Source organism: Paenibacillus sp. PK1-4R, assembly GCF_030369595.1.
GTDB lineage: Bacteria > Bacillota > Bacilli > Paenibacillales > Paenibacillaceae > Paenibacillus.
In genome coordinates this window covers 237246-258534 of record NZ_CP126535.1, presented here as the reverse complement: position 1 = coordinate 258534, position 21289 = coordinate 237246, and the positions used below count along the sequence as shown (strand labels likewise).

Annotated in this window: 13 protein-coding genes; all 13 read right to left on the bottom strand. The window is 49.4% G+C overall.

Annotation, left to right across the window (positions count from 1 at the left end):
• Positions 1 to 8 precede the first annotated feature (8 nt).
• The gene (locus QNO02_RS01170) at positions 9 to 3140 is read right to left on the bottom strand and encodes an alpha-mannosidase (protein ID WP_289390862.1); all 3132 of its coding nucleotides are present in this window, start codon (positions 3138 to 3140) and stop codon (positions 9 to 11) included.
• Positions 3137 to 5449, bottom strand: coding sequence for a glycoside hydrolase family 3 N-terminal domain-containing protein (locus QNO02_RS01165; RefSeq protein WP_289390861.1), 2313 nt, complete (start codon positions 5447 to 5449; stop codon positions 3137 to 3139). Before QNO02_RS01165 ends, QNO02_RS01170 begins: the two co-directional genes overlap by 4 nt.
• A gap of 50 nt (positions 5450 to 5499) precedes the next feature.
• Entirely contained in the window at positions 5500 to 7719 is a 2220-nt protein-coding gene (locus QNO02_RS01160) for a helix-turn-helix domain-containing protein (RefSeq protein WP_289390860.1), read from the bottom strand.
• 178 nt (positions 7720 to 7897) lie between these two features.
• Positions 7898 to 9532 (bottom strand): type 2 periplasmic-binding domain-containing protein, encoded by a 1635-nt coding sequence (locus QNO02_RS01155; RefSeq protein WP_289390859.1) that lies wholly within the window; start codon positions 9530 to 9532, stop codon positions 7898 to 7900.
• Between the two features lie 133 nt (positions 9533 to 9665).
• Entirely contained in the window at positions 9666 to 10574 is a 909-nt protein-coding gene (locus QNO02_RS01150) for a carbohydrate ABC transporter permease (RefSeq protein ID WP_082763028.1), read from the bottom strand.
• 15 nt (positions 10575 to 10589) lie between these two features.
• Positions 10590 to 11567 carry an ABC transporter permease gene (locus QNO02_RS01145; protein ID WP_074093076.1) on the bottom strand — a complete coding sequence of 326 codons (978 nt, stop codon included), beginning with the start codon at positions 11565 to 11567 and terminating at the stop codon, positions 10590 to 10592.
• Between the two features lie 314 nt (positions 11568 to 11881).
• Positions 11882 to 13294 (bottom strand): alpha-L-fucosidase, encoded by a 1413-nt coding sequence (locus QNO02_RS01140; RefSeq protein ID WP_289390858.1) that lies wholly within the window; start codon positions 13292 to 13294, stop codon positions 11882 to 11884.
• 835 nt (positions 13295 to 14129) lie between these two features.
• Complete coding sequence (locus QNO02_RS01135) at positions 14130 to 15188, bottom strand: Gfo/Idh/MocA family protein (protein ID WP_289390857.1); 1059 nt, start codon at positions 15186 to 15188, stop codon at positions 14130 to 14132.
• A gap of 122 nt (positions 15189 to 15310) precedes the next feature.
• Positions 15311 to 16177: a sugar phosphate isomerase/epimerase family protein gene (locus QNO02_RS01130; protein ID WP_289390856.1), complete on the bottom strand. Its 867-nt coding sequence runs from the start codon at positions 16175 to 16177 to the stop codon at positions 15311 to 15313.
• Between the two features lie 267 nt (positions 16178 to 16444).
• Positions 16445 to 18226 (bottom strand): glycoside hydrolase family 35 protein, encoded by a 1782-nt coding sequence (locus tag QNO02_RS01125; RefSeq protein WP_289390855.1) that lies wholly within the window; start codon positions 18224 to 18226, stop codon positions 16445 to 16447.
• A gap of 1 nt (position 18227) precedes the next feature.
• Positions 18228 to 19688 carry an alpha-L-fucosidase gene (locus tag QNO02_RS01120; protein ID WP_289390854.1) on the bottom strand — a complete coding sequence of 487 codons (1461 nt, stop codon included), beginning with the start codon at positions 19686 to 19688 and terminating at the stop codon, positions 18228 to 18230.
• Positions 19689 to 19718: 30 nt separating this feature from the next.
• A complete protein-coding gene (locus QNO02_RS01115) occupies positions 19719 to 20483 on the bottom strand; it encodes a copper homeostasis protein CutC (protein WP_133387253.1) in 765 nt (254 codons plus the stop codon).
• A 455-nt stretch (positions 20484 to 20938) separates the two neighbouring features.
• Positions 20939 to 21130, bottom strand: coding sequence for a hypothetical protein (locus QNO02_RS01110; RefSeq protein ID WP_062837718.1), 192 nt, complete (start codon positions 21128 to 21130; stop codon positions 20939 to 20941).
• Positions 21131 to 21289: the final 159 nt, after the last annotated feature.

The window sequence follows — 21289 nt, the reverse complement described above, 5'->3', positions numbered from 1 at the left end:
CCTGAAGATTACGTATTTGGATTCACTGGAACAAGTTTCACTGACTTAATCTCATACGGTTTGAATGTCAGTTCGAATGCTCCGTTCGGACAAACCAACGGATGGATCTCATCCTCTAACAGATTAATCAGGGATGCCTTGATATCCTTCTCAGACCACTGAACTTGCACCGTTTCCCGACCTCCTGATGATTCGTAGAAACGCAGCACCGTTCCCGAGCCGTCTTCCGCGGACTTAATTGCATCCAGAATGACATGCTCGCTGTGGAACTGAACCCAAGCATGTTCAGCTGGCAAGTGACCGGAAGACTGACTCGCTGCAACAACCTCCACCGGATGATTCAGCTCCATCGCCCGGCGAACGACGGCAGCTTGTCGCCAATCGCCCTGGTGGGGCAGGATCGAATACGTGAATTCATGATGGCCTTGATCGGCATGTTCATCCGGCCATTTCGGGGCACGAAGCAGGGACAGGCGGATCGTCCGATCCTTGATGTCGTATCCGTACTTGCAATCATTCAGCAAACTCACACCGCTGTTGCCCTCCGAGATATCCGCCCAGCGATGTCCACAGACCTCAAACTGCGCCTGCTCCCAACTGGTGTTGTTATGGGTTGGACGCTCCAACGCTCCAAACGGGATTTCATAGGCTGCTTTGGCTGCCACCAGATCCACCGGAAATGCTACCTTGAGCAGCTTATGACTTTCATTCCACTTCACTTTTGTATGGAAATCAACACGCCGCTGGTAACGATGCAAAATGATATCCTGGCTGATCTCGGATTGATTCAGCTTCCAGACCAAACGCAGTACATCTCGCGTAGCCCCGTGCTGTACAATCTCTCTGGAGATCAACTGCACCGCACCTGCGCGCTGGGATTCAAACCGCGGATCGATATCCCAAGCATCCCAGTACGTCGGTTTGTCATGGAAAAACTGCCACTCATTCGCCCGATCACCGGGCTTCAGCCAGTCGCGTCTTGCCGTTTTGTCATACCACCTCGTGATCTCTCCCAAGTCATTGAACTCAAGAGTGTAAAATTCGGTTTCCCATGTGGAAGGGAAAGATTCTTCTTCCCTTACTGGAAGGATAACATCCGATGCCTCGCGCAGCCATATGGTTGTATACCCAAAAGCAGGAATCGATGGAACATACACGAGCAGCGTGTACTTGTCTTCCTTTTGCTCCAGATCACAGGCCAGACGGTTCCCTTGACGATCGAATGCAGCCACCCCGGCGAGGTGGGCATCGCCTGTAATGGTGATATTCTCTCCGCGTTCCCAGCCAAGGCTGTTGAATATAATGTAGGGAAGACCATCCACCTCATCTGTTGTAATGTTCTCCGCAAGGGTATCCAGCGTTTCCCGCAGTGCGGATGTACCTAATGCAAATACCTTCGTGTATTCCTCGGTGGACGTTACGTAAACTTCTGGAATCGACGTTCCCGGAATAATGTCATGGAATTGGTTGAGCATGATCAGCTTCCAGCCTTCATCCAGATCATTCTTCGTGTGTGCGGCGCAAGCTCCGGCAAATTGCCCCCAGATCTCCGCTTCCCGGTACAATACCTCTGCCTTACGGTTGCTACGTTTGTTCCTTGCATGGGTCGTATAGGTTCCTCGATGCAGCTCCAGGTACAAGTCCCCGTGCCACTTTGGCAACGTCGGATGATTTAACGATATGTCTTCAAAAAAAGCGCCTGCCGTGCTGAATTTGCTGATTGGCTGTCCAACCATCAAATGGGATCGCTCCGCAAACTCCACCATCTCATTCGTCACGCCGCCGCCACCATCGCCATGTCCGTAAAGCAACATTTGCTCAGGGTGCACATCCTTTTGTTTAAATGATTGCCAATGTTCATCCACATCTTTGGGACGCGTATGTTCATTCACCCCATGGTTCAGATACGCAAGCACGGAAGTGCCATCTATGCCTACCCAGTCGAAGAGGTCATACGGAAACGCATTGGTGTCATTCCAATTCAGCTTGGTGGTCATAAAATAAGGAATATCCGCGAGTTTCAGCATCTGCGGCAAGGAAGCACAGTAGCCAAAGGTATCCGGCAGCCACTCGATGTTGGAGCGTTTACCAAACTCCGCCTGGTAGAAGTTCTGCCCATACAGAATTTGCCGAACCAACGACTCACCACTCGGAATATTCAGATCCGGCTCCACCCACATGCCTCCGACCAGCTCCCAGCGTCCTTCAGCAATGCGTGCTTTTACTCGCTCGTACAGCTCCGGGTAATGATCCTTCACGAAGGCATACAACTGCGGCTGGCTCTGGGAATACACAAAATCCGGGTACGTGTCCATCAAGGTACACATGGTCGAAAACGTGCGACTGGACTTGCGAACCGTCTCACGTACAGGCCACAGCCAGGCAATATCAATGTGGGATTGTCCAACCAGATGCATGAAGCCACTTCGATATTCCTCCGGGTCTTCCTGCTGTACCGACTGTGCTAATGCATATTCGAAGTTCTGTATCCAAGCTGCATCACTCCAGCGTTCCGGGTCATTGTACATGTCATCCATCACCTGATGAATGGCCTGGATAAGAGCCATCCGCTTGGGCTCCTTCTCGTTATATGCCCGGAGCGACTCAGCGAGTACCGTCACGCTGTACATCAGGCTCTGCAGTGGCTGATTAACATGAACCAATGCTGCCCGAATGCCCTGAATAGGCGGCTGAATAACAGCTTGTCGGTTGAGTGGGTCATGCGGCTCTGGAATCGGATCATAGAGTTCAATCTCCAACTGCGGCGTATTACCAACACGACTCCTCGGAAGGGGTACGAACCAGTGATTCCGATCCAATCCATGATAAGGCATGCCATTCACCTTCAACAGCCCTTCTCCTCCGGCCTCGAAGATCAGACCAATAGCCTGATCTTGCCATTCCTCCGGAATCTCCATACGTTTGCTCAGAAAATACGTCGTTCCGTGTACGCTGTTCAGCGGATTCAAGTTTTGCACTGCCTTGTGAGACTGCTCATCTTTATTTTCATATACCTGCTCGTACTCGTATTCCCCTGGTCGAATGTATCTGGCCTTCTGCATCTCCCACGCCGTAAGCTCGATCGTATCCAGCCACTGCGATCGGTTCATATCTTCAATGAATCGCTGAATTCGAATCATACCTCTACCCCCACCTTCTGGATATGCAGACTACAAGCGGTCCAGTCAGCCGAATTGCGGCCAACCATGAGCCTGAATTCACCCGGTTCCACGACAGACTGGAGACGAGAGTCGATGAGTGCGAGGTGTTCTTTTTGCACAGGGAACGTAACGGTATGAGTCTGTCCTGGCTCCAGATGGATTTTACGAAAACCCTTAAGTGACATTTCAGCCCGCGTAACCGAAGCCGACACATCCGCGATGTACAACTGCACAACCTCACTTCCCGCAACCGCTCCGGTATTTGTAACTTCAACCATCACCTGTGCCTCATCTTCTGGCCCAATCACATCCGGTATAACCCTTACGTTCTCGTATTTGAATTCGGTATAACTCAGTCCATATCCGAACGGATACTGCGGCGCAAGATCCATCTCCAGATACCGCTTGCCACGAGTGCGTTTGGCATGATAATAGACCGGAAGTTGCCCAACATGCTTGGGAATGGAGACGGTAAGACGGCCAGATGGATTCACATCACCGAACAGAATATCCGCAATCGCGTTACCACCTTCCTGCCCGGGGTACCACGCTTCCACAATCGCATGGACATGCTCATCAATCCAAGGTTCAGCAATGGGACGGCCGTTGATATAGACCACGATAACGGGTTTTCCCAGCTTATGTACCTCCTGCACCAGCTCCAATTGAACACCCATGAGATTCAGGGACGCCCGGTCAATGCCCTCGCCACACTCCATGTCGTTCCATGGATCATCCGTTACCACAGACGCTCCTGTCCGCAAGTCTATGGTACCTTCACCAAAATCGCGGGCGCTGGACCCGCCCATCACCATCACGATGACATCGGCCTGTTCCGCACAGGCGAGTGCTTGTGCAAAGCCTTCTTTGGAATCGCCTTTAATCCGGCAACCAGGTGCGTACAGCACCTGACCCGAATCCGCGCCAAGCTTGCGCGTAATGCCATCCAGTACGGTAACGATCTGTTCTCTCGGCTGTGGCGAGGTATAGTCTCCAAGTTGGTTATAGATATGGTTCGCGTTTGGACCAATGACAGCTAGCTTTGTACCTGTTTTGCCGAGTGGGAGGGTAGCCCCTTCATTTTTCAGTAAAATAATTCCCTCTTGTGCGACTTCCCTTGCCAGCTGAATATGGTCTTCACATCCGATGACTTGTTCGGCAAACTCTGGATCTACGAAAGGCTGTTCAAATAGCCCAAGTCTGAATTTCATCTCCAGCACTCGCCACACAGCCAAGTCCAGATCCTTCTCTTCGATCAATCCCTGCTCAAGCGCCTGACCGAGATGTTTGCGGTACATGTACCCGGACATTTCCATGTCTACCCCTGCCTGAAGGGACTGCGCTACGGCCTGCTCCCCGTTCTCAGCGGTGTTATGTCCATGGACCAGCATCTGAATGGCGCCAAAATCAGTAATCACAAACCCATCAAAACCCCACTGCTCACGCAGAAGGTCATTCAACAGATACGTACTGGACGTACAAGGTACACCATCAATCTCGTTATAAGCGGTCATGACGGAGCAAGCTCCGGCTTCCACTGCTTTTTTGAACGGCAACAGATCTATTTCATGCAATTCACGTAAGCCCATATGCACAGGTGCTGCATTACGCCCACCCTCTGAACTGCCATAAGCCGCAAAATGCTTAAGTGTCGCCACAATCGTCCGGTTGGAATCGAGACGCTCACCCTGTAGTCCCTTCATGGCTTCCACTGCAAATTCACCGATTAGGTATGGATCTTCGGCAAAACATTCCTCGGTCCGTCCCCATCTCGGGTCACGTACGACATCCAGCACCGGGGAATACGTTGCCGCTCCCCCCTGACTCCGGGTCTCCACAGCGATGGCTTCACACATCTTGCGGTATAACTCCATATTCCACGTGCTGCCCACGGTTAACGGTACCGGAAATACTGTCGCCCCAATCGCCATATGCCCGTGGGAACATTCTTCTCCGAACAAGATGGGAATACCTAGACGAGAATGCTCCATGGCATACTGCTGAATGACATTTGTGGCAACGGCTCCCTGCCGTGGAGTAAGCCCCGTTTCCAGCGTCACTTCAGTCCATGGATCGGCCCGAAGCACACCATACAGAGAACCGACACCACCCTGTTCCATGTCCGCTTTGAACTCTTCCGTCACCTGTACTGTACCATCAGCTGCTTTATCATACGTCTTCCAGCCCATCGGCTGGATGAGTTGCCCAATCTTCTCTGCCGTTGTCATCCGTCCGATCAGATCCTGAACCCGTTCCTGAATGGGAAGCGAAGCATCTTTATAATCCATATGCACATTCTCCTTATGCGTTCGGAATTAGTTAGGCGGGTGCACTTACATCACATGGCTTTGCGGTAGTCACTTGGTGCCACACCCACCACGTTCTTGAAAGCCCGGTTGAAGGAATTATAGTTCGTATATCCCACTTCTTCACTGATCTCCTGAATAGCCTTATCGGTCTCCTGCATGAGCAGCTTGGCTTTTTCGATGCGATGACTAATGAGCAGATCCACAAACTTCTCCCCAATCTCATCCTTGAAAAGCTTGCTCAGATACTTCGGATTAATATCGAATAGATCACTAAGGTAGTTCAGCGACAGATCAGGATTGTTGTAATGCTCTTCGATGTATTTGCGAATCTCCAAAATATGTGATCTGTGTTTTCGGGAACAATGCAGCGTCTGCATCTGCAGCGCCAGATCTCTGAACCCTTCCCAGCACAGCTCACGCAGGTCATCTAACGTCTCCCAGCCCTCAAGCCTTGGGAGAAGCGGGGTGAATATAGCAGCCCATGACTCCTGATACTCCCGTGGAAGTTCGGCAAATTCCCGATTGTAATGTTGAAATAACAATTGGATTGTATTCATAATCTCCTGGCGGGACAGAACAGACTCACTGATTTGTTCAAACAGTCTTTCAAAATGCTTTTCCCACACATCGTCCGATAAACGCATCGCCTGTACCAGCAGGGAGATGGTCTTCAGGAACTCATACACATCATTGGTCGAATTTGGCACATCGCTACACGGAATGATACGATTTATCCCCAGTACAGCCTTGTACTCCAGCGCGTGCACAGCTTCTTTCAATGAAGCTTTCAGCCCCCGAATATCGACAGCAACCCGACCAACACCAATGGTCACGGTGAAGTTCAGATACTGATCGATTCTGTCCAGATAACCAGCAAGCAATCGATGCTCAGTCTCCCCGGCCTGTTCCATGTCCGGAATCCAGAGGATGGCGTACAGACGCTGATCGGAGATCCATTCAGCCCATACTTCCGTTCCTTCATGACGCGCACTCTCCTGCAGAATACTGGATAACACAAACTTCAGGAGGGATTGGTCCTGATCATGATACTCCGTCACAAATGCATCATACCGATCCATTTCAACTACCATGACGGCCCAACGATGCTCCAGCTCAGGCAGTTTGAACTTCTTCATCTCCGCTGTCAGCTCCGTGCTCGTAAAGTCTCGCGTGCCCTCCAACAACTCCTGAAAGAACATTTTTTTCTGCAAAATCAGATTCTCTTCATGCTCCTCCTGATATTGCCTCGTCTGATCAATCATGCGTTCCAGCGTTGTATGGATGAATCGGAACTCATTCTCCTTGCCATAATTGAGCCCCGATTGCTTCTGCGAAGAGACGGTCTGAATTAACGTTACAATCTGCTGAATCGGCTTGTAATTTCTACGGGTCACGTAGATCACCCACACCACCCCGATCAACACAACCACTACAGCAAAGGCAAACCAGATATTATAAAATTGCAGAGTCCATTTGACGATTTTTCCATTATTGAGACCTGTCTGCACCTTCCAACCGCTATAACTCGACGTAAATTCGGAGAAAACTTCTCCCGACGTGGTTTTAGTAGAAGCTGCAACCCCTCCTGGCATGCTGCTATCCCACAGATTGCCACCCGAACGGTTGAAGATGTTCACAAACGTAAATTCCGGATCATACATCTGCATAATGGATTTTCTCAGGGTACTTAGGTCCACGTTTGTCACCACAAGTCCTTTGCCGTTTCCTACACTTCGCACAATCGTAATCACCTGCTCAGTCGCTTGCGAAGGAAAAGCTCGGAACGCTCGTGCCCCTGCCCACTTCTGTTCATCCCTTGACCGGCTATCTGCAATAAAGTCTGCATCCGGGAACTCTTCAATCGGAACTGCCTTCCCGTTACTGAAGACCGTGCCATCACCATAACGAACGAGATAAATTGAATCGATCAGCGGATACTCTATTTTCAATTCATCAACCACCTGGACCGCCTGAATGCCGGCATACACATCATCGCTGCCAGATACCGAGAAATAATTCTTCAAGTTAGGGTTGGTCAAAATCTCACGCAGTACCTTGAAGTCGATGGAACGCAGGGAGTTGTCCAGATATTGCGTAACCTGTGAGGCCAAAAATTCATTGGCCTTGAGCGCTTCTCTACGGTTCTGTTCATTGAATACTTGAAAGAAAATAAAGAATAGAATGGTCGTCACAATAAAGAAAACAGGCAGATACGATAACAGCAAACGCCTAAACCAATTGTTGTTCATCTCCGAGATCCCCCCACCGTTACTGTTCATGCTGAATGACGACAAACATCTGTGCTGATCGCTAATTTTCCATAAATATTCAGTACATTATATCGGATGACGTGGGGTTGTCATAGGAGAAGACCGTCCCGGTCACGGGTGACAGACGGGACAGCCTCTATATTGAATCCTTCAATTATTAATTCTTCTCAATGGCACGCTGGTAGATCTCAAGGTAATTACTCAGTCCGAGACCATCGAAGCCTTTGACATACGAATCCCATTCCTTATCAATGCTCTTGCTGCCAATAATGAACTGTGCCATATTTGTCTGCACATAATCCTTGATGGCCGTAGTCAGTTGTGCAGCTGATTCCGTATCCTCTGGACGGATAAATACGTTCGCAGGGTATACTTCTTTTGGCGCATAAGGTTCATACACGTTGGTTGCTTGAGCCAGACGTGTACCATAACCCTCTGCTTCTAAAGGATTCTGTCCTTCAGCAAACAGATTACGGAACGTGTTGGACAAGTCATGCGCTCCGATCTGTGACCAGCTCTCGTTCACAACAACGTTTGGATCACGCTCAGGCAGGTTGTAGTAACTGTATTTGGCAGGCTCGCCATTGATGTTTTTCTCATCGGCATCTGCCTTCTTCCAGCCCTTGCCTTCGGTTGGTCCATACTCCGCGTACAGCGCACCTTCTTCACTGAACATGTAGTCCACAATTTTGATGGCGGCAATCTGCTGTGCTTCTGTCGCTTTGTTCGTGATGGCAAACTCAAACTCACCTACGCTCTGCGTGGCACCTGTCGTCTGCACTCCATCTGGTCCTTTCAATGGAGGAACGATCTCCCAGTGCTGGTGACGGGTGATGTCTTTGTCATAGGTATTCACGAGATAACTGACCAGCGCTGTTGTAATGGAACCGACCACTTCATCGCCTTCCTTGTTCCCCAGCTGTCCAATCGCCTGATCATTCTGTGTAAAGGAAGCCGGATCAATCAGGCCATCTGCATAGAGCTTGTTCATGTACTCCAGCCCTTTCTTCCAGCCTTCCTGATTGGCGGCAAAACTCACCTTGCCATCGTTCACGATCAGATATTTGTCGTTGTCATTGTATATAAAGCTATTCATCAGGTAGGCATCAATGTTGCCATTCCATACATACTTGTTCGGTGCGCCTGTAAGTGGAATCTCGTCCGCTTTCCCGTTACCGTTTGGATCTTGTGTCTTAAACGCCTTCAGAACGGTATACAGTTCATCAGTTGTGGTTGGCATTTTCAGGCCCAAATTATCAAGCCACTCCGTGTTGATCCAGTATTTCTGTGCATACGTACAGTGGTAACATTCATTGAAGATTGGCAAAGCATAGATGTTGCCATCCGGTGCCGTGATGGCTTCTTTGAAGTATGGCTTCTCTTCCATAATCTTGGTCAGGTTCGGACCATACTCCTTAATCAAATCTTGTAGCGGAAGGAACACGCCCTGTTTTCCATAGGTTTGAAGGTCTGAGGTGGTGAACTTGCCGTGAAGAAACACTTCCGGATAATCACCACTGGCCAGCAGCAATTGTCTGCGATCCTGCAAAGCATCCGTTGGGGCCAGATCCCATTTTAGGGTAACGTCGAACTTGTCTTCGATAAATTGGGTAAATTCATTCTCTTCCATGGAAGCTTTGCCTTGCGGAGCAAAGAGGGTCATGGTTACAGGACCGCCGCTCTCCCCGCTACCGTCGCTACTTCCACCCGATTCCTCGGATGAACTGCATGCGGACAACAAAGCCATCGAAGCAAAGACCAGAAACAACATCGAAATCCAAGATTTTCTCAATCTGACTCCTCCTTTTTGTTTATAACGGCAAATTATTGACTTGTACTGCATGCACGTATATAAAATCGACCCCGGAAGCCGGCGTGTTCCTTCCACCTCCTTTCAAGAGGCAACCGGGCTTAACTCACAAGGATTAACCTTTGAGGGAACCAACCATGACCCCTTTAACAAAATGCTTCTGTACAAATGGATACATGATCAGAATTGGAATACTCGCGACAACGATCAGTGCATATTTCAACACCTGCTCGAACCCTTGGTCCCGCATCTGTTGGCTGGTATTGGCAAGCATCGCCGGATCAGCCGCGTTCAGGATGAGCAGATTGCGAAGCACGTATTGCAGAGGGAACAACTTCTCGGAACGCAGGTAGATCAGTGCATCAAAGTACGCATTCCAGTGACCTACGGCATACATGAGTGTCATGACCGCCAGAATGGGCTTTGATAAGGGAAGAACCACGCTGATCAGATACCGGATATCCCGGCAACCATCCATTTCTGCGGCCTCTCCAAGCTCTTCCGGGATGGAAGATTGGAAGAACGTCCTTGCCACGATGACCTGGAACACCGCGAGCGCCCCGGGCAACCACATTGCCCAACGTGTATCCAGCAGGTGTAAGTCCTTCATCAGGAGGTAGGTGGGAATCAGACCACCATCAAAGAACATCGTGATCATCATGAAAATAATGATGGCCCCTCGTCCATAAAACGATTTTCGTGACAAAGGATACGCCAGCATGACGGTCAGCACCACGTTAATGAACGTACCCACCACGGTGTAGATGATCGTGTTATAGAAACCGAGCATAAGCTGTTGGCTTTTGAAAATGGAGATGTACGCCTTGATGTTAAAGTCTACCGGGAACAGCCACACCTGGCCGGATGTCACGGCTCGTGAAGAGCTGAACGAAGAACTGATGATATACAAGAGCGGGTAAAACACCGTTAGCAGTATGGCAAACAGAAAGATGTAGTTAAGTGTCATGAAAATGCGGTCACCGAGCGGGTCCTTGATCCGGTTACGATTAATCAGGTTGAACATGGATAAGCTCCTCCTTTACCACAAGCTGTTCTGGGATACTTTGCGAGATATGCCGTTGACGATAACCAGCAGGATCAGGTTGATAATGGAGTTGAAGAACCCTACTGCCGAGGAGAAGCTGAAATTCGCTCCGATCAGACCCACCTTGTACACATACGTGGAGATGACCTCCGAAGCGCTTGTGTTGAGTGGATTCTGCATCAGGTATATTTTCTCAAAGCCCACGCCCATAATGCTGCCCAGACTCAGAATCAGCATGATAACGGTGACTGGAACGAGCGATGGCAGGTCGATGTGCCATATTTTCCGAAGCCTTGATGCGCCGTCCATCTTTGCTGCTTCATAGAGAGATGGATCAACACCAGCAAGAGCTGCGATATATATTATTGATGAATATCCCATGCCCTGCCACACACCTGACCAGACATAGATCGATTTGAAGTATTCCGGGATGCCCATGAAATTGGTCATCGGGAAGCCGAGCAGTGTGAACAGCTTGTCTACCACGCCCACATGTGGGGAGAGCATCAGAATGATAATGGATACCATGACAACGGTGGAGATAAAATGCGGAGCGTAGGTAACCATCTGTACGGTCTTCTTGAAGTAACCCGTTCGAATCTCATTCAGCGCCAGGGCCAGCAGGATCGGAATAGGGAAACCGGCAATTAAGGAATAGAAGCTAATGCCTATCGTGTTTTTGATTAACAGCCAGAAGTTTGGAGATTGGAAGAAGGCCTCAAAGTGTTTGAATCCGACCCACGGGCTTCCCCAGATTCCTTTGACCACACTGAAGTCCTTGAAGGCGATCTGGACACCCACCATAGGGATGTACTTGAAGATCAACAGATACAACACCGGGGGCAGCACGAGCAGGTAGAGCTCCCAGTGTTTCTTGAGGCTTTTGATGAATGGATGCTGCCGCTTGGGCTCCACATGTTTCCTCTGCTGGAGTTCCATCTTGGCGGGTATGCTTTCCGTAGCTCGACTCATTTGCGTCACTCCTTCTACACCTCAAGTGTAATAATACATTACATTTACATCCCTTATACATCCTTTTTTCTGTTCTCGCTTCCTTACTAAACATAAATGATGTAAACATTCATACCAGGTAGCGCTTTCTTGATTTGATAGTACATCGCACGGTAAACTTTTATCAATTTGCAATTTTCTCCGACTTCTCTTTATTCCACAAACCCTTGTGTGACAAGCGATTGCGTGCAGTTTCTATTGGGAACTGTGTCCCTTATGTATGAATAAAAAAATCCCGGAGGTGGTTATATCTCCCCCGGAATTGACATGGCATTCTATGCGCTTGTGACCAGCCTGAAAGTATGTGTAATCGGCGCTTCAATGGTTGTAGCGGATTGTGGCAGTTCCACGAGAAGTCCGTCTTCCGTATGCTGATACGAAAGTACGTCATCGCTACCGATGAGTTCGATACGCTCTACCTTTTCCAGATAAGGAATGACCAACTGTGGTTGTACGGTCTCATTCTCATTTCGGTATATACGGAAGGCATATACGGTGTTGATCTCTTCTTTCTGTGTGAAAGCCCAATCTTTCGTAAAATATGGCCCGCAGATCCGGGTTCCATAGACGCCTTCTCCATGAGTACCCAACCATTCACCGAGGCCCTTGATGCCTCGAATTGCCCCTTTTGGCAGACGCCCATCGGGTTGCGGTCCTACATTCAGCGCCAGGTTACCACCCTTGGACACGACTTCGAGCAGAATATGTGCCAGCTGTCTTCCCGTTTTATACTGATCATCGAAACCAAAAGCAAAGGAGTTGCCCACGGTAATACAGCTTTCCCATGGAATGTTCATCGGATGTTCCGGTATGGTCTGCTCGGGGGTAACGATATTCTCATACGGCCCACCCACGGTGCGATCTGCGGACAGAAGCCAAGGTTGTGTGGTCTGACGCGCCCGTTCCACGACTTCTCCCAGCCTGATATCCTGACCATGGCGACCTTCGCGCACCCATCCAGCATCCAGCCACAGACATTCGATTCGCCCGTAATTCGTCAGCAGTTCCATGATCTGCTCATGCGTGAACTCCACGAATTTCTCCCACAGCCACGGATATTTATGGGGATCATACGAAGGCCCGCGCCACATATGACGTCCACGCTCCATGCCCGGTGCCCAGTAATACGGAGTATGCCAGTCCGCTTTGGAGAAATACGCTGAGATGCCGAGTCCTTTCGCCCGGAAAGCGTCAAATAATGCTCGACAGATGTCCGCATACTTATGAGTATGAAAAGGCGTGTCCTTACCCGTAATCCGGTAATCCGTCGTCTTGGTATCCCACATGCAGAAACCGTCATGGTGTTTGGTGGTGAACAGGAAGTATTTGAACCCGTTATCTGCCGCCATCTGTGCCCATTCCTCGGGCTGGAAGCGAATCGGATTGAAAGTTTTGTTCAGATCGAAATATTCCCGCTTGAAATCTTCCATGTCATCCGTCCAGTCGATGTCATCGCGCGACCAATCGCCATCCTCGTCGCTCAGCGCCCAGGACTCTACGAGGCCAAGCTGGGAATACGGCCCCCAGTGCATCATCAGCCCCAGCTTCTGGTCCTTGAACCACTCCAGCCGCTCATTCAGCAGCGGATCCTCCGGTTTGATCCACTCTTCCTCTTTGCTAAAATTGTGCACGCCGGCTTCGACAATCTGCTCTTCCTGCTCCAGTACGGTTTCTTTGGTTTCGCTCATCCTGTTTCATCTCCTTTGGATTAGATAAAAGATAAACCTTGCATGTTACGCCTGGTCACTCCGAGTGCAGTACCATCTTTCGATCTCTGTTATCCCCGGATTTCTTTGATTTCACTTTATAATTGTTGGAAATCCGGTGATAAAGGCGAACGCTTCGCTTCTGCAGATTGGTTCAGCCCTCTCCGTTTTGGCGTAAACGCTTAGTTTAACTATTAAGGGGCGTAGTAACTTTGTATTTTGAGTGCGGTGCCATCTTCAATTAATATGAATCCCTTATTTCCCTCGTTTCTATAGGGAAATTCACGGGCAGAGAGAGTGCGATTCGTTGTTTTGGATTGGTTTTGCACTCTCCGTTTTGGCGTAAACGGTAAGTTTTATAGGATGTGTCTTCAACTTCAGTTCAGGGAAGATATACGATGATGGATGTCGGCGTTTAAAACGCCTTAAACACCAGGCCAGTTTAGCTTGGTGAATATTTTCTAAGGAACACAGGGCATCTTATTTAGCCTTTTGGTCCTCTTTTTAAATTGTAAGGAACATGAGACACCTTATTTCCCAAAATTAGCTGATAAAAACGCTGTAAACTGCTGTTTATTCTCATATAACGTGTCTCAGGTTTCTTAGATTTCTACTGGTGCTTCAGATCCTTAAATAAGATGCCTCAGATTCGTTAGCACTCGCTCTCTACTCTGCTCCAACGGCGAGCGGAAAGGACGAATCCACGCCCGCCCGGAGCGGAGCTTTTCATTGAAAGGGAACGAAGTACTCATAACTTTTAATGCCACGGGAGTAGTAAAGTATCTACGTAGCGTAACAACGCTATGCAATGCTCCTTTTACAGCGTGATTTCGCGGCCTTGACGGGCTGATTCGTAGATGGCACAGAGCATTTTCATCACTTCGACGCCGTCCTCGACGGGGCTAAGTGTTTCTTTGCGGCCCTGTGTACTATCGATAAAATGGTTGATTTCATTGCGGAACGAACCCATAAAGTCGAATGATTTGAAATCTACCTGTGGAGTCATGTTCAAAATGGTGTTGAATTTCTCACCGATGATCGAAATTTCCGGCTCCAGCTCGGCACCGCCTTTGTCGCCATATAGTTTGACCGAAGTCTCATCTGCTTTGGCATGGAGCGTGAAGCTGACATCCACGAGCAGGCTTGCTCCGTTCTCGAAACGAATTAGGGCATTCGCCATGTCCTCAACGGTGTTCTGTTCCGCGTCATAGTCGGCTGCTTTGTAGAACGAAAGATTGTTAATGTTCGAGCGGTTCCCCAAACGGTTGGATACGTTAGCGGAGACGGATTTCACCTTCGGTCTGCCCATCAGATACCAGCAAATGTCGATCACATGCACCCCGATATCAATCAGCGGGCCGCCGCCGGAGCGTTTGACATCCGAGAACCAGCCACCCGGATTGCCCAGACGACGCAGACTGGAGGCTTTGGCATAATAGATCTCGCCCAGTTCACCCTCATCAATAAACTTCTTCAGAATTTGTGCATTGTCGCTATAGCGGCGAACAAAACCAACTTGCAGCAGCTTTCCGCTGCGATGAACCGCCTTCTCTACTTCGAGGGCATCCTCCACCGTTTGGCAGAGTGGTTTCTCACACAGCACGTTTTTGCCCGCGTCCAGGGCAGCAATACTAATCTCCGCATGGGAGTCGTTCCATGTGCAGATGCTGACGGAATGAATCTCGGGCAGTGCGAGCAATTTTTTGTAATCGGTGAACACATGAGGTGCATTATATTGCTTCGCAACTTCTGCGGCACGTTCTGCATTCAGGTCGCAGATGGCGTATATTTCAACGTCAGGGTTACTGGCATAGGCTTGCAAATGGCAATCGGATATTGATCCGGCACCGATGACGGCGACTTTCAATTTGGACATAGTGCTGATTCCTCCATAAATAAAATAATTGACGTCCAGCGGGTAGACGTTCCTGACTGAACTAACTTTCTGTTTGAACCATACGTAACAAGTCATATTTCATTTAAAACAAGTACTCAGCCCTATGCCTCTTCCCATAGGCGGCGGACGTTATCCATGGCAATGCGTGAGGCGGTTTTACAATCTTCCATGCCTTCAAATTCTACCGAGATATATCCGTCATACCCGGATTGTTTCAACACACGGAACACCTCAGGCATGTCGATATCGCCATGGCCCACGATGGAACCCCGCAGGTAATTGCCATGCGAGGTTTGGAACCAGCCTTCACCGGGATTCCGGTAGGAAGGTCTCCAGTAGAAGTCTTTGGCGTGCACAATCGACGCGTACGGAATATTATTTTTTACGGCACTCACCGGATCTTCATCCACACAGAGGAAATTGCCCACATCCAGTGTGGTCTTGAAATTGCTCCGCGCTGTTTCGTGTAACAAACGCTGAATTCGCTCACTCGACTGCACATAGTACCCATGGTTCTCGACGCTTGTTGTGATTCCAAAACCTGCTGCATAATCGGCTATCCGCTGACAGGCTTTCACCAGTTCCGGTAGGTCGATCTCGAACTGTGCTACGGTTCCTTCTGGTGCAGGGCGAAAAGCCACGTCATGACGCATCAACTTCACGCCGAGCGCTGCAGCCACATCCACATGTCGCATCACATTCTGGATCTCTTGCTCCAACGCTTCGGCGTCCTCCTGCACAGCAAAGTTAGCACCGATGGCATAATTGGAAATATCGATTCCTACCTCTTTTGCCACAGCTTTAATCTCATCAATCAACTCCGGATTATCGATCAGACTGAATCCCATCGGGACAATCTCCACATGTTCCCCGCCCTGATCGGCAATCCAGCGAATGGCATCGGGCACGGTTAATTCTTTACGATCCAACGCTTGTTGCAGACTGTAAGTGCTGAGTCCAACTTTCATTTTCCCTCATCCTCTCCTGTAGGACGTGTCTCAAAACTCACTGAAGTGCATCTTTTACCGCCTTTTCGCCCCCTGCTGCGTCACTTTCCCTTGACGTGCCCCGGCACGCCTGCGGAAAATCTCCTTGCTTGGAACGAAAATTCGGGAAAATCTGCGTCCTTCGGAGTTTTCAGACACGCCCTAGTCGATGTCCATACCCAACGTATACCTTTTTCTGGCGGACACGACAATTATCAATAATCGTTTGGCTCTACTATTTTCCTTTTCCTAGCCCAAATCCGGTGTATCCACAAACGTTACGGCCAGTTCAGCCGTCTGATGAAGCTCGAATACCATGATTTCATTCTCACCTTCACGAAGAAGCGGGGCAGGCACATACAACGTTTTTTGCGGTCCTTTATTCCAGTAGCGTCCCAGATTGAATCCGTTTACAAATACAACTCCCTTGGTCCAGTTATCCAGTCGCAGAAAAGTATCTCTTACATCCGTGATCTGAAGATTTCCCCTATAAAAGGCTGGTCCCTGTACTTCATTAATTGTTTCGTTAATTGCTTCGCTAATCACATCGCTGAATTGTAAACCGGACAGATCAGTTAATGGCAGACAATGAATCGTCCAATCATATAAAAATTGAAAGCCATGTCGCACCCCCTCCGTAATCCCCTTCGGATCTTTCAGGTACGGGCCATAGTTGATTCGCCCCATATTTTCAACAAGGATCAATAGTTCTGCGCCCTCTGGCGGCACTGCAAAGGAAACCGATAATTCCGTATTCCCTCGTTCGAGCACGCCCTGAAATTGCCCATCCACAAACACAAGCGCACGATCACAAACCTCCTGAACCACCAGTTCCTGTCGCTCCCTTGGCCCGGAAATTCGGGTTTGATAACAAATAAATCCATAATCTTGACCCAGCTTCTCCATCGGTTCTGGATTCGTACGCTGCACCGGGGCTGATATCCGGTCCAACTGCGCCAGTAATGGCGCCTGCTGATTTAACTCCAATCGCCCATAGCCGATAGTCCCCTTCGATTCTGGCAGCACAAGCTCACCCAGACCGCTGTCGCTATACCGAGCAATAAGGTCCCTCACCGCATGGAACTTCGCTGTCGGCTTCCCGGATTCGCTGAGCAGTGAATCGTAGTCGTAACTTGTAATTGTGGGTTCGTATTGATCCTTCTGCTGACAGTTCGCCCCATTGTAAAATCCAAAGTTTGTTCCACCGTGGAACATATAAAAGTTAACCGAAGCCCCTGCTCGAAGCATCTCCTCAAACACACCCGCCACATCTGGGGCTTCTCGGGTATGATGCGACTCTCCCCAGTGGTCGAACCAGCCGTTCCAGTACTCCATGCACATCAAAGGTTCTTCCGTCTGATATTCACGCAGCTTGGCAAACGCTCCTTCCGTTCCTGATCCAAAATTAACCGTAGCCAGATGTCCTGGCACCGATCCCGCTTGCAGCATGTGATCTGTCGGTCCGTCCGAGGTAAATAACAACACATCCATACCTCGCTCCACCATGCCATCACGTAAATATTGCAGGTAACTCGCGTCATTCCCGAAGCTGCCGTACTCATTTTCAATTTGCATTGCAATGATCGGCCCACCATGGGTGCTCAGAAGAGGTTTCAATTTGGGCAAAAGCACATCATAATAACGATCCACATTTGCCAGAAATTTTGCATCATTACACCGCAGACGAATTTCATCATCGGCAAGCAGCCAGGCAGGTAATCCGCCAAACTCCCACTCGGCACATATATAAGGACTTGGGCGAACAATCACATGCAGACCCACATCTCCCGCAATGCGAATAAAACGTTCCAGATCAGCCATGCCTTCAAAACAATACTGCCCCGGCTGGAGCTCATGAACATTCCACGGCACATACGTTTCTACTGTATTGAAACCGCAGGCTTTTAGCTTGAGTAACCGATCCTCCCAATAGTAGGGGACCACTCTGAAATAATGGATGGCACCCGACAAAATCCGAATAGGCTCGCCATCATACATAAATTGTGAACCTTTATACGTCAGCACCGCCATTTTACACCCCTCCCCGCTCGCTCAGATATATGCCTAACCCGGACAACGTAGGATACCATCTGGATTCATGAATGGTTAATCGCATCTTTCTCGATGTGACCTGTGGGAAACAGCAAATTCGCTTATACCCCACCACCGTCCCCTTGTAAAACTCTTCCCAACCACCATCTGCTCTCTGCGACTCCAGTGTAAAACGCTCAATCCGTTGGCCTGTCTGGATATGTTCCATCAGCACCACCCGGTCAAACGATCGTTCTTCCTGCAAATCCAGCTCGATCCAAGCCTGCTCCGTTCCTTCGTGAGGACACCAATACGTTTCCCGGCGTTCCGTCAGCACTTCCGATACGGCATGTTGTTCATCCATCGTCTCCGATGCTTTTACCAGCGCCTGCAAGGCGAAATTTTCCTGAAAAATGGTGCGCAGCGAATCTCCCAATTCCTGTAGTCGCTCAACATCCGTTTCGTGAATGAGACCACGCGTATCAGGTGGCAGATTGAGTAAAAAGGTGGCATTGCCCCCCACTGCGCCGTAATAGACGGCGAGCAGTTCTTCCAGTGTTTTGACCTGATCATCTTCACTGGCATGATAGAACCATCCCGGGCGAATTGAGGTATTCACCTCGGCAGGGTACCAGATCAGTTGGTCACCTTGGGAACGAATGACCTCTCGGCTTCCCAAATCACTGTCCTGCGTATTGATCCTTGTGGCAAACTCACCATCATCCACCTGTTGCGATTGCTCCTGAATCTTCTCATTATCCTGCATATGCGCTGGCACAACGCTCCATTCCGAATCACGCGTATGTCCCGCTTCATTGCCACACCAACGTACATCCGGGCCACATACCGAGATGACAGCTTCGGGCTGAAGTTCACGAATAAGCGCATAATAGGTGTCCCAGTCATAGACCTGCCTTTTGCCATTCGGACCCTCACCACATGCACCATCGAACCATACACAGAAGATGTCGCCATAATTCGTGAGTAGCTCGCGCAACTGATGGAGGAAAAACTCGTTATACCTCTCGGAATCTCCATAAGTGGCTTCATGCCGATCCCAAGGAGACAGGTACACGCCAAACTTCAATCCACCCTCACGGCAGGCATCGGCGACTTCCCGAACCAAATCCCCCGTACCGTTCCTCCACGGACTAGCCGCGACCGTATGCGCTGTAAACTGACTTGGCCACAAACAAAATCCATCATGATGCTTACATGTCAAAATCAGCCCCTTCATCCCCGCAGCCTTGCACGCCTGCACCCATTGCGCTGCGCTCAGTTCAGAAGGATTGAAAATCGACGGGTCTTCCTCCCCAGTGCCCCATTCCTGATCCGTAAATGTATTTACCGTAAAATGAATAAACGCGTAGAACTCCATCTCCTGCCATCTCAGTTGGCGTTCGGATGGGCTGACCTGTGCTGCGGACTTAATCCATTCGGCTGGTTGCAGTTCATAATTCATGGCGTATCACTCCTTTTATTTAGCGCATCCCTATATCATTGGACCACCCTTGCTTGGACCGCTACTCAGTACACTACTGTCCATGAATGGCTGTGATGCAAGCAATAACTGCTGCTTGGCTCGAGCGATAAGCTGCGAATCTGCGGGATGGTCGAAGCTTCCTTCACGGCGTACGCCTGATCCCATATGTATCTCTGTGATACCCGTCTGACTCACTAGCGTTTGAATTCCCTCTATGGTGACCCCCGACCCTGCCATGACAGCGATGTTCAAGGTTTGCCCCAGGTCCTGGAGCTGTTTCAGTTCCAGTATGGCTTCAGGCGCTGTCTGTTTCCCTCCCGATGTAAGCACACGCTCCACGTTTCCCAATGTGTTAATGGCCTTGAGCGCCTCAGTCAGGCTTGTGCTCACATCAATTGCCCGATGAAACGTAACGCCCAAACCCTGTGCTTCGGCCATACATGATTGCAAGGATATGAGGTCGACTTCACCAGCTCCTGTAAGAGCGCCGATCACGATGCCAGCGGCTCCAAGTTCCCTCGCCACGCGTACATCCCTGGTCATAGCGTGGATGTCATCTGCGCTATAGCGGAACGAGCGGCTATGCGGACGGATCATGACATACACTGGGATGGAGACTTGAGACAGCACATGCTCCATGACGCCATAACTGGGAGTAAGTCCTCCTTCAGACATCGCAGACACCAGTTCAATCCGATCAGCCCCTCCCTCCTCAGCTGCCTTGGCATCTTCCACATCCACAGCAATGACTTCCAATACAGGCTGTCTCTTCATAAGGATCACTCCCTTCACTTCATCGTAGATTATTCCAGAACCGTTAACCCTTATCGATAGACATCACTCGAACTGCACACAGCCTGATCCATGACATAAAGGACCGACTGAACGCTTCATCAGCGCTCCTGCGGTCCTTCTTCATCATTATGGGCGACGGTCAGCTTCTCGGAACGCAATCCGAATAGGCTGACCTTCCTGAAAGATATATTGTTTGTAGGCAATGATCTTCATGATTGGATTCTCCTTTGAGGACCGGAATGGGGGAGGCTGGCAAATAGAGAGCGCAACGGATTTCATCACTTCATTTAATGAATTTTGTTATTTTTGTTATTTATAATGTTATTATTTATTAGCAATAGTCTAAAACGTTAGGATCAGAACGTCAATACAAAAAAAGACACCCGGAGGGTGTCTTCGTGTCTTGGATAACCTTCTGGTTATCCGAGCTTTTTCTATTTTTTACGCCGAGCCTTCGTCATTCGATTAAACATAATCAGAGCAGCAATAATCATGGCTATCATGGCAATATTACTCGCCACTTCTTGTGATAATCCGAAAAGCACTCCCAGGTTAGTCACCAGGCCTCTCACAATCAGCGCCACCACAACCAGCAGGATTGGACTCAAAAAATTATAATTTCTCATTCCTCGCAACACCCCTGACCCCATTGTTCAGAACTACGAATCTCATAACACTATCATAACAGTAGCTATTCTGTGTTACAACAAAGGACACCCGCGTACAGTGTCCTTTGTGATATACCAACGTATTCTGCTTTGGAACAGAACAACCTTTCGATTGCT